This is a genomic window from Mesorhizobium sp. WSM4807, from assembly GCF_055811615.1.
In genome coordinates this window covers 1-10,127 of sequence record NZ_JBVVQY010000016.1, presented here as the reverse complement: position 1 = coordinate 10,127, position 10,127 = coordinate 1, and the positions used below count along the sequence as shown (strand labels likewise).

General features: G+C 61.0%; 9 protein-coding genes. 1 reads left to right on the top strand and 8 read right to left on the bottom strand.

All coding sequences use genetic code 11. The features are described from left to right. Positions 1-139: 139 nt before the first annotated feature. The 7 genes from AC0L3N_RS20710 to AC0L3N_RS20680 form a co-directional block, all read right to left on the bottom strand. Positions 140-1,246: an ABC transporter substrate-binding protein gene (locus tag AC0L3N_RS20710; protein WP_473549299.1), complete on the bottom strand. Its 1,107-nt coding sequence runs from the start codon at positions 1,244-1,246 to the stop codon at positions 140-142. A 243-nt stretch (positions 1,247-1,489) separates the two neighbouring features. Continuing rightward, positions 1,490-2,662, bottom strand: coding sequence for an iron-containing alcohol dehydrogenase (locus AC0L3N_RS20705; protein ID WP_473549298.1), 1,173 nt, complete (start codon positions 2,660-2,662; stop codon positions 1,490-1,492). A 17-nt stretch (positions 2,663-2,679) separates the two neighbouring features. Beyond that, positions 2,680-4,065: an aldehyde dehydrogenase family protein gene (locus AC0L3N_RS20700; RefSeq protein ID WP_473549297.1), complete on the bottom strand. Its 1,386-nt coding sequence runs from the start codon at positions 4,063-4,065 to the stop codon at positions 2,680-2,682. 16 nt (positions 4,066-4,081) lie between these two features. After that, complete coding sequence (locus tag AC0L3N_RS20695; RefSeq protein ID WP_473549296.1) at positions 4,082-4,444, bottom strand: hypothetical protein; 363 nt, start codon at positions 4,442-4,444, stop codon at positions 4,082-4,084. A 3-nt stretch (positions 4,445-4,447) separates the two neighbouring features. Next, positions 4,448-5,818, bottom strand: coding sequence for a glutamine synthetase family protein (locus tag AC0L3N_RS20690; protein ID WP_473549387.1), 1,371 nt, complete (start codon positions 5,816-5,818; stop codon positions 4,448-4,450). A gap of 97 nt (positions 5,819-5,915) precedes the next feature. Then, the gene (locus AC0L3N_RS20685; RefSeq protein WP_473549295.1) at positions 5,916-7,481 is read right to left on the bottom strand and encodes an amino acid permease; all 1,566 of its coding nucleotides are present in this window, start codon (positions 7,479-7,481) and stop codon (positions 5,916-5,918) included. 19 nt (positions 7,482-7,500) lie between these two features. Continuing rightward, a complete protein-coding gene (locus AC0L3N_RS20680; RefSeq protein WP_473549294.1) occupies positions 7,501-8,319 on the bottom strand; it encodes an N-formylglutamate amidohydrolase in 819 nt (272 codons plus the stop codon). A gap of 151 nt (positions 8,320-8,470) precedes the next feature. Between AC0L3N_RS20680 and AC0L3N_RS20675 the strand changes: the two genes are divergently transcribed. After that, positions 8,471-9,298 (top strand): MurR/RpiR family transcriptional regulator, encoded by an 828-nt coding sequence (locus AC0L3N_RS20675; protein ID WP_473549293.1) that lies wholly within the window; start codon positions 8,471-8,473, stop codon positions 9,296-9,298. A gap of 140 nt (positions 9,299-9,438) precedes the next feature. Here AC0L3N_RS20675 and AC0L3N_RS20670 read toward each other — a convergent pair whose 3' ends face one another. Then, complete coding sequence (locus tag AC0L3N_RS20670) at positions 9,439-9,843, bottom strand: putative quinol monooxygenase (protein WP_473549292.1); 405 nt, start codon at positions 9,841-9,843, stop codon at positions 9,439-9,441. Between the last annotated feature and the right edge of the window lie 284 nt (positions 9,844-10,127).

The window sequence follows — 10,127 nt, the reverse complement described above, 5'->3', positions numbered from 1 at the left end:
CCCCCGCGCCCCCCCCCCCGCCCCCCCCCCCCCGGCCCCCCGCCCCCCCGGGGGGCGGTTTTTTTTTGGGGCCCCCCCCTCTCCAACCCCCCCCCCGCCCCGGGGGCGGGGGGGGCCCCCCCCCCCGCCGCCCTATGAATTACTTCACGACGGCGCCAACGATGGCATCCCAATTCGTGCTGATTTCCTTCTTGGCGGCGTTCTGTTCCTCCAAGGTGGGGAAGATCGCTTTTTCGTAGTTCTCGGCCGCCGGCAGCTTGTCCAGCATCTCCTTCGGGATCACGCCCTTCTTGGCCAGATCATTGAAGCGGATCGGGTGGCAATAGCCCTTCAGCCAGCCGAGCTGGCCTTCGTCTGAATACAGATACTCCATCCACAGCTTGGCGGCGTTCGGATGCGGCGCATAGGCGCTGATCGCCTGTACGTAGACGCCTGCGACCACCGCTCCCTTTGGCACGACGATTTCGATTTCCGGATTGCCGGCCATCTTGTCGCGCATGGCAAGCAGGTTGTAGTCCCAGTTCATCACGATCGGTGTCGTGCCCTGGGCGACAGCTGCCGCTTCACCGTCGACCGGCACGAAGTTGCCGCCATCGTTGAGCTGCTTGAAGAACTGCAGACCCTTGGCGGCGGCATTCTGGCCGCCGGTACCGCCAGCCGCGAGGCCCGAAGCGTAAACCGACATGACGGCGTTGTTCGATGTGCGCGGGTCACCGGCGAGCGCCACCGAGTTGGCATATTCCGGCTTCAGCAGGTCAGCCCAGTCTTGTGGTGCGTTCTGCACGACGGCCTTGTTTACGCCGAAGGCGAGCACGCCGTAGTAGTCGCCGTACCAGTAGCCGTCGGCATCCTTGGCGCTGTCAGGGATCGTATCCCAGGTCGACACCTTGTAGGGTTGGATCAGGCCATCGGCCTTGGCCGACGGGCCGAAAGACAGGCCGACGTCGATGACATCAGGCGCCTGCGGGCCCTTGTTGTCCTTGTTGGCCTTGATCGCCTCGATCTCGTCGCCGGAACCGGCATCGGGATTGAGCTCGTTGATGGTGATTTCCGGATACTTCGCCTTGAAGCCGGCGATGACGTCGCCATAGCCGCACCAGCTGTGCGGCAGCGCAATGGTGGTGAGCTGGCCTTCCGCCTTGGCGGCGGCGACCAGTTCATCCATGGACTGCGCCGACGAGATGGCAGAGGTCGCCATCAGGGCGACGGCCGTAAGGGAAAGCACTTTTCCCGTGAATTTGAACATGTGTTCTCTCCGTTGAACTGACGCCGTTGGACGCCTGCGATGCGGTATCGTTTTCGTGTGACAGCCCGATGAAAGCTTTGTGAAAGCGATGCCCTGCAGTACGAAAAAGTAAACTCTTTTTAACCGGCTGTAGCAATCGCTCCGCGATTGTTTTTCCGGCTAACGAATTTCGGTCTTACCTTTCATCCCTTCCCCTTTCTTTGCCCTCATTTCCCAGATCAATTTTCGGCGCAAAAAACCGTCTCAGACGGTGCCGGCAATGGCGTTGTCGAGCAGCGTCAGCGCCGCCTTCCTGGTCAGCTTGACCGGGTTGCCGCCGGCGGTCGGATCGACCACCGCCATGTCGGCGATCAGGCCCTTGCGCTTCTTGTCCATGTCGAGCCCCTTGATCAGGCCCGGCAGCGCGTGCGGCACCTTCAATTCCTTGCGCAGCTTGATGACGGCCTTGGCGAAGCCGTCGAAGCCACCCTTGATGCCGCAATAAGCCGCGAGCCGGGCGATGCGCGCCTCGATGGCGTCGCGGTTGAAGGCCAGCACATAGGGCATGAACACGGCGTTGGTCATGCCGTGATGGGTGTCGTAGAGCGCGCCGATCGGATGCGACAGCGAGTGGATGGCGCCCAACCCCTTCTGGAAGGCGGCAGCGCCCATCGCGGCCGCGCTCATCATGTGGGCGCGGGCGACGAGATCTTTGCCGTTGGCATAGGCCTTCGGCAGGTTCTCGAAGACAAGCCGCACGCCTTCGACCGCGATGCCATCGGCCATCGGATGATAGCCCGGCGCGCAATAGGCTTCCAGGCAGTGAGCAAGCGCGTCCATGCCGGTGCCGGCGGTGATGAATCCGGGCATGCCGACCGACAGTTCCGGATCGGCGATGACGATGGCCGGCAAAAGTTTCGGATGGAAGATGACCTTCTTGGTGTGGGTCGCTTCATTGGTGATGACGCCGGCGCGGCCAACTTCCGATCCGGTACCGGCGGTGGTCGGCACAGCGATGATCGGCGCGATCGCATCGGAGTTGGCGCGCGTCCACCAGTCACCGACATCTTCGAAATCCCAGACCGGCCGCGCCTGGCCGGCCTGGAAGGCGATCAGCTTGCCGAGGTCGAGGGCCGAGCCGCCGCCGAAGGCGATGACGCCGTCATGCTTGCCCTTCTTGAACACGGCAATGCCGGCGGTCAGGTTGGAGTCGACCGGATTCGGCTTGACCTCGGAAAACACGCCATAGGGGACCTTGGCGTCGTCGAGGATCTTCAAGGTAGAAGCGACGACCGGCAGCTTCGCCAGCCCCGGATCGGTAACGAAGAGCGGCCGCTTGATGCCAGTCGCATCAAGCACTTCAGGCAATTCCTTGATGCGCCCCGCACCGAAGCGCACGGTTGTCGGGTAGTTCCATTTGGAAATCAATTTTGTCATTGTTATCTTTCAGAAAATCAGATGGCTTCACGCAGGTGATATGACTTCGGCCTCGTCAGATTGTCGTAGCCGATGGCCGACAGCGCCGCGCCCTTGCCTGTGTCCTTGACGCCGGTCCAGACCAGCGCCGGATCGAGATAGTCGCAGCGGTTCATGAACACGGTGCCGGTCTCGATGCGATCGCCGAGAGCCGCAGCATGGTCGGTGTCGCGCGTCCAGATCGAGGCCGTCAGCCCGTAGGGGCTGTCGTTCATCAGCGCGATCGCCTCTTCGTCGTTGCGCACCTTCATGATGCCGACGATCGGCCCAAAGCTCTCCTCGCGCATGACGCTCATCTGGTGGTCGACCCCGGTCAGCACTTCCGGCGCAAGATAGGGCGAGCCTTGCTCGTCGTTGGCCACCTTCATGTTGATGTGTGCCCTGGCGCCCTTGCGCAGCGCCTCGGCCTTCTGCTCGCGGATCAGGTCGGCAAAGCGCGCCTGGGCCATCGGCCCCATCGTCGTCGCCTGATCGAGCGGGTTGCCGACGACGTAGTTCTTGGTTTCGGCGATGAAGCCTTCGACGAATTCGTCATAGACCTTCTCGTGGACATAGACGCGTTCGATGCCGCAGCAGCACTGGCCGGAATTGTAGAAGGCGCCGTCGACCAGGTTGGCGACGGCATGGTCCATCTTGGCATCGGCCAGGACATAGGCCGGGTCCTTGCCGCCGAGTTCGAGGCCGAGCGTCATGAAGGTGCCTGCCGCGGCCTTCTCGATGGCGCGGCCGCCAGCGACGGAGCCGGTGAAGTTGACATGATCGATCTTGCCCGAGCCGAGCAGTTTTTCGGTCTGCGCGTGGTTCATGACGAGGTTCTGGAACAGGCCCTTGGGCAGGCCGGCCTTGTCGAACGCCTGTTGAAAACGTTCGCCGACCAGCAGCGTCTGCGCCGCGTGCTTGAGGATGACGGCACTGCCGGCCATCAGCGAAGGCACGATAGTGTTGACGGCGGTGAGATAGGGATAGTTCCACGGCGCAATCACCATGACCACGCCGAGCGGCACCTTCTTCACATAGCGGCGAAACCCGTCCTTCGGATTGGAGGCCATCACCGGCTTGAGTGCCGCTTCGGCGATCTCGACCATGTAGCAGGTACGTTCCCTGACGCCGCCGAACTCGCCGCCATAGCGCACCGGACGACCCATCTGCCAGGCGATCTCCGGCACGATCTCGTCGGTCATGGCGACCAGCGCTTCCAGCATGGCAAGCATGTATTTGCCGCGCTCGACGATCGGCGTCTCAGCCCATTTCTCCTGCGCCGCCTTGGCACGCTCGACCGCGGCATTGATCGCCTGGTCCGTGGCGATTGGCCGTTCGGCATAGATCGAACCATCGACGGGAGATTTTATTTTCACGGTTTCCAATTATGCACTCCTGAGTTCAATTTCCTACGACGCCTGTGAGTCCGAACCAGACGTCTCCGACGTCTGGTTCACGCATACCTTCCGACAGCCAAGTCTTCACAACCCTGTCGATTATTTCGTTGGACTTAGTTCCATAGCGGGGTTCGAAAACCCAGACTTTTTCCTGCCCTGTGATCGGCATGGCCCCTTTGGCCAACAGACCTTTCAATGCCTCTCTAGTGAACTCTTCAAGATCTCGTCCCTCGAATCCAAACTCGTGACGTCCCACTGGAATAATCTGCCACAAGCCTACTGCATCGACCTGCAACTCGTTCGGAATAAGCGCAATCCATTCTCCAGCCGATGTATCAAACGAGCGATGGCGCTTATTTCGATCCATTGCCTAATACCTTTCAAACCCCCTGTGCAGTTCCCAATCGGTAATGCGGCGGTCGTATTCGAACTGCTCCCAGTGCGCCGTATGGACATAATGCTCGAGCACGCCGTCGCCGAGCGCCTGCTTCAGCATCTCCGATTTCGCCAGCGTCTCGGTGGCATCACGCAGGGTCTTCGGAATTTCCGGCAGCTGCGAGACTTGATAGGCATCGCCGACGAAGGGTTTTTGCAGTTCAAGCTTTTCGTCGATGCCGGCAAGGCCGGCCGCGATCAGCGCGGCGAAGGCGAGATAGGGGTTCAGATCGGCGCCGCCGATGCGGCATTCCATGCGGATGCCTTTGGTGCCCTCGCCGCACAGGCGGAAACCGGCGGTGCGGTTGTCCTCGCTCCACATGATCTTGGTCGGCGCGAAGGTGCCGGCCTGGAAGCGCTTGTAGGAGTTGACGTAGGGCGCCAGGAACCAGGTGAATTCCTTGGCGTATTTGAGCTGGCCCGCCGCCCATTGCTGGCCCAGCGTCGACAGTGTCCAGTCGGCCTTCTTGTCGTAGAAAAGCGGCGTCTCGCCGTCGGCGCTCCACAGCGAATTGTGGATGTGGCTGGAATTGCCGGCCAGCCCGTAATTGTACTTGGCCATGAACGAAATCGCCTTGCCTTCGGACTCGGCGATTTCCTTGGCGCCGTTCTTCAGGATGACGTGGCGGTCGGCCATCTCGAGGGCCTCGGCATAGCGCACATTGATCTCTTCCTGACCGGGTCCCCACTCACCCTTGGAGTTCTCGATCGGAATGCCGGCTGCCTGCATCTCGTTGCGCAGCCGGCGCATGACGCCTTCTTCCTTGGTGGTGATGCCGATCTGGTAGTCGCCGATATAGGGCGAGGCTGTGTCGAGGCCTTGCCAATGCTTCTTGCGAGCGGAATCGTAGGTTTCGCTGAACAGATAGAATTCGAGCTCGGAGGCGAAATAGCCGATATAGCCGCGGTCGCTCAGCCGTTTGACCTGCTTCTTCAGGATGGCGCGCGGCGAATGCGGCAGGTCGTCATGGGTGTGGTGGTCGAGCACGTCGCAGATCACCAGCGCCGTCTTTTCCAGCCATGGAATGCGCCGCAGCGTCGACAGATCGGGCTTCATGACGAAGTCGCCGTAACCCTTCGACCAGCTCGCCGCCTTGTAGCCAGGCACCGGTTCCATATCGATGTCGGCGGCCAAGAGATAGTTGCAGCCATGCGTCTCGTCATGGGCGGAATCGACGAAATACTGTGCCAGGAACCGCTTTCCCGCCAGCCGGCCCTGCATGTCGACAATGCAGGCCAGCACCGTGTCGACCTCGCCGCTGGAGACTGCTTTCTTCAACTGATCGAACGAAAAATTTCCGGCCATTCCTTTGGCACTCCAGTGCTTGTCGTTTGGGCTTGTCACTTGGAAGATGTGGAACGCCATGGCCGGCAAGGCGCCGGCCATGATCATGAAGAGGGTGTCAGACGCCGGCTTCGCCTATGGCTACCTCGGCAGCCTTGATCGCCGCCTGGCGCTTTGCAATCTGGTCACCAATCGGCGGACCCTGGAAGCGGCGGTTCTCGAAGGCGAACCAGATTATGAGTGCCAGCAAAACGAAACCGACGGTAATCTCAAGCGCCCAGTCATTCGGCGGCTGAATGCCGATGAAGAAAATCAGCGCCATTGACAAGAGAGAGAGGATCGCAAACAGACGATAAGCTCCGATGCCCATATTCCACGGGCCCATCGCCGGCCATTTCGGGCCGCCTATCGTTACCAGGCCCAGCGCAATCGGCACTGCAAACGACAGGAATAGGAAGATGACGGTGCACGACACGACGATGGAGTACGCCGGCGTACCAGCGATCGTGATGGCAGAGGTCAGCCAGACGAATAGGATAGCCAGGATGGAGGCTCCCCATATCGCGGCGACCGGCGTCCGGTGCTTCGGGCTAACGGTCGCCAGTTGCTTGGAAATGCCGGGCATTCCGCCATCCCGCGAGAAGGCAAAGAGCATGCGCGAAGCCGACGTTACCGTGGCAAGGCCACAGAGCCATTGCGAAACGAAGATCGCAACGTAGAGGATCTGCTTGACCGCCGGATTCACCTGCGCATCCATCGCCCAGAAGAACACGTTCCAGCCCTGTTTTGCGGCGTCGTCCATGCTGGGGATCATCAGCACGAAGGCACACAACATGATCCAGCCGAACAGCCCCGACCAAAATACAGAAGAAACCATGCCGCGAGGAACTGAATGCGCCGCCTTCAATGTCTCTTCCGACGTGTGCGCTGAAGCGTCATAGCCGGTGATGGTGTAGATCGGCAGCAACAGGCCAAGCAGGAACGCCATGCCTCCCGAAACCGCGACCGGCCATACCGAGCTTGCGCCTTCGGTGCCCGTGTAGTTGGCGAAGGTGAACAGCCTTCCGAATTCAAAACTCGAAGCAGAGCCCAGACAAACAAGGGTCAGCGCGATCGCCGTGGCAAAGATCAGGTAACCAGAGAAGTCAGTCAGCTTGGCCGTCAGTTTAATGCCGAAATGATTGACCAGAGCCTGAAGCACGGTGATGACGGCCACGAAGACGACGCGATGGGTCAGTGTGTCCTCGACGCCGAACATGGAACCGAAAGCTCCAAAAAAGAAGTAGAATGTGCCCACGTTGATGGCGCCGAGTACTGTCACGAGGCCGAGCAGGTTGAGCCAGGCCGACAGCCATCCGGTGAAGCGATTGCCAAGGATTGAGCCCCAGTGGTACAGCCCGCCTGCCGTCGGGTAGGCCGATGAAATCTGTGCAAGTGCCAGCGCAAAAACGCCTGAAATCAAAACACCCACGGGCCAGCCGATGCCTATCGCCGCGCCACCGGCGCCTGATGTGGCCTGACCGAGCGAGTTGATACCGCCAGACAAAATACAGATGATCGAGAACGAGATCGCGAAATTGGAAAACTTGCTCATGCTACGCTCGAGTTCTTGAGCGTAGCCCATTCCATGGAGGACGTTTACGTCCTCCTTCTTGTCGACTTCCGTATAGTCTTGAGCTGACATTTTTGTCCCCTTCTGGTTCTTAGCTAGCCGATTGTACTGACTTTCCCACTGCGCTTGGTCGGGAGATCCTGGCCTCCTCGGGCTCCAGATCTAGAAAAATCCCCGTGAGCAGATCCGCCCATTTCCGCTGCCCGGCTTCGTCGGATATTTCGTCGTTGCGGATTTCGATCATCGCGCAGGGTAGCCCCCGCGGGCGCGCATGCCTTTCCAGCGTAAAATAAACGCGGTCGGCCGGCGAATAGGGTTCGTTGATGCCGACCGTGACGCCGGCGAGCCGCTGCAGCGCGGCGACAAGCGGCGCTGCAAGCCGGCGATCCTCGTCATGGATGATGCCGATGTGCCAGGGCCGGCTATTACCCCTGTAGACCGGGGTGAAGGAATGGATTGAAACCAGCCGCGTCTCAAGCTCGCGCGCCAGCCTTTTGTCGATGATGCTCGCGACTGCATCATGGAAGGGTTGCCAGGACAGGGCGATGCGCGCGGCGCGCTGCTTTTGCGACAGGCCGGCATTGCCCGGAATGGCCGTGGTCTCGCTGATGGGCGGCACCAGATCGGGCGCATCCAGTGGCCGGTTGCAGTCGATGACAAGGCGCGAGATGCGGGTCTCGACCAGCGTCGCGTCAAGCGCCTCGGCCATGCGGCGGGCGACCGGCAGCGCGCCGGGATCCCAGGCGATGTGGCGGGAGAGCTCTTCGGCAGCAAGGCCGAGCGTTCCGAATTCCGGCGGCAGGAAATTGGAGGCGTGGTCGCAGGTCAGCACGAAAGGGCTCGATCCGCCGGGGTTCGTCACCCTCACGGTTTCAGGCGATGCAAGGCTGGCGGGCCGTGCTGTCTCCATTATCCTGTCGTCCCCGGGGAGCGCTGTATCGTATGTTACGTATTTTGCCTCATTGCGTCCCTGTGGATGATTTCATACACTTTGCCGGGCTTTGTCAAACGCGATTTCGGGTCAAATGCGATTTCGGCAAACGCCCGGGCATGGGGAAAAGATGATTTCGAGCATTGCCGAACTGATCTCGGACCGCATCGGCACGATGCCGGCGGGCGAGCGCCGCGCAGCGCAAACGCTGATCGCCAGCTATCCGCTGATCGGCCTGAAGACGGTCGCCGAATTCTCAGCTGCCGCCGGCGTCTCCTCGCCGACGATCCTGCGTTTCGTCGCCCGGCTCGGCTTCCAGAACTACCCGGAATTCCAGTCGGCGCTGCAGGACGAACTGGCGGCGCAACTGCAGTCGCCGGCGTCGCGCACGCTTAACCCGCCATCGCCGAACGGCGGCGCGGCGTCGCCGATGCTGGAGGCGACGCTCGACAACATGCGCGAGACGTTCAGGCACCTGTCTGAAAAGCAGCTTGCCGACATCGTCGCAAAGCTTGCCGACCGGCGCGGCAAAACCTTCCTGATCGGCGGCCGCTTCACCGATCCGCTGGCGCGCTACATGGCCGCTCACCTCGCCATCATCCAGCCCAACGTCTTTCACCTCGCCGGACAGGAAAGCGTCTGGCGCGACCGGCTGATCGACATGGGCAAGCACGACGTGCTGGTGATCTTCGACATCAGGCGCTATCAGGACAGCCTGGTCCGCTTCGCCGAGACGGCACACCAGCGCGGCGTGCAGATCGTGCTGTTCACCGACCAGTGGCTGTCGCCAATCGCCCGCTTCGCCCGCCATGTCATCGCCGGGCGCACTGCCGTGCCTTCGGCCTGGGATTCCTCGGCGGCCCTTTTCGTCGTTGCCGAAACGCTGATCGGCGCCGTCACCCGGCAGCTCGAGGCCGACGGCGCCAAACGCATCCGCGAGTTGGAAAGCCTGCGGTAGGACGATGCGAGCTGAACCCGACCGCATGATCGCTTCCGTGCCAGAGAGGCGGCTTGAGCCGGGACCTACGGTCTCTGGCACTTCTTCCATTACGAACGTGCTTATCTAGTTCAGCGCGGCGCGCCCAACATGCACGGCCGTCAGTGTGGCTTTGCGCTGAGCTGAACGGGAACGGTTTCGATCAATTTGCGCGACAGGATCATCGACTGCGTCGTCGCGACATATTTCTTGAAATGCGGCGATGCGATATGCGCCCGATACGCCCCCTCGCTGGCGTAAATCTCGAAGAACCGAAGACTGTTCGGCTTGTCCTTCTCGGCCACCGAGTAGATGGCCAGCACGCCGGGTTCGAGATCGATGGCGTCTTCCATCTCTTCTTTGACGGCGGCCTTGTAGGCGTCGAGCTGGGCCGGATCGATAACCAATTCGGCAACGCGGACCACTCTCTCATCGCGCTCCTGCGCTTGAACGGCACTTTTCTCGCCACCCATGATCAACGCTCCGACAAGCAATACAGCTTTGACATAATACCTATTCTTGAACATCCTGATTACCTTAAGGACGCGCCGGATCTGCATGGCGGCGGCCAAACGGCCGGAACCATTCGGCCCGGGCTGTTGGTTCCATCAGCGAAGAACGGAAACCGCTGAGCAAACGGAAGCCGCCATCGTATGGCCTCCTTGTAGAACTTCAACTCGACCGCGGCTGGCCCAAACGCAAAAACGGCCCGCGTGATGCGGGCCGTTTTGGTGTTTGGTTGCGGGGACAGGATTTGAACCTGTGACCTTCAGGTTATGAGCCTGACGAGCTACCGGGCTGCTCCACCCCG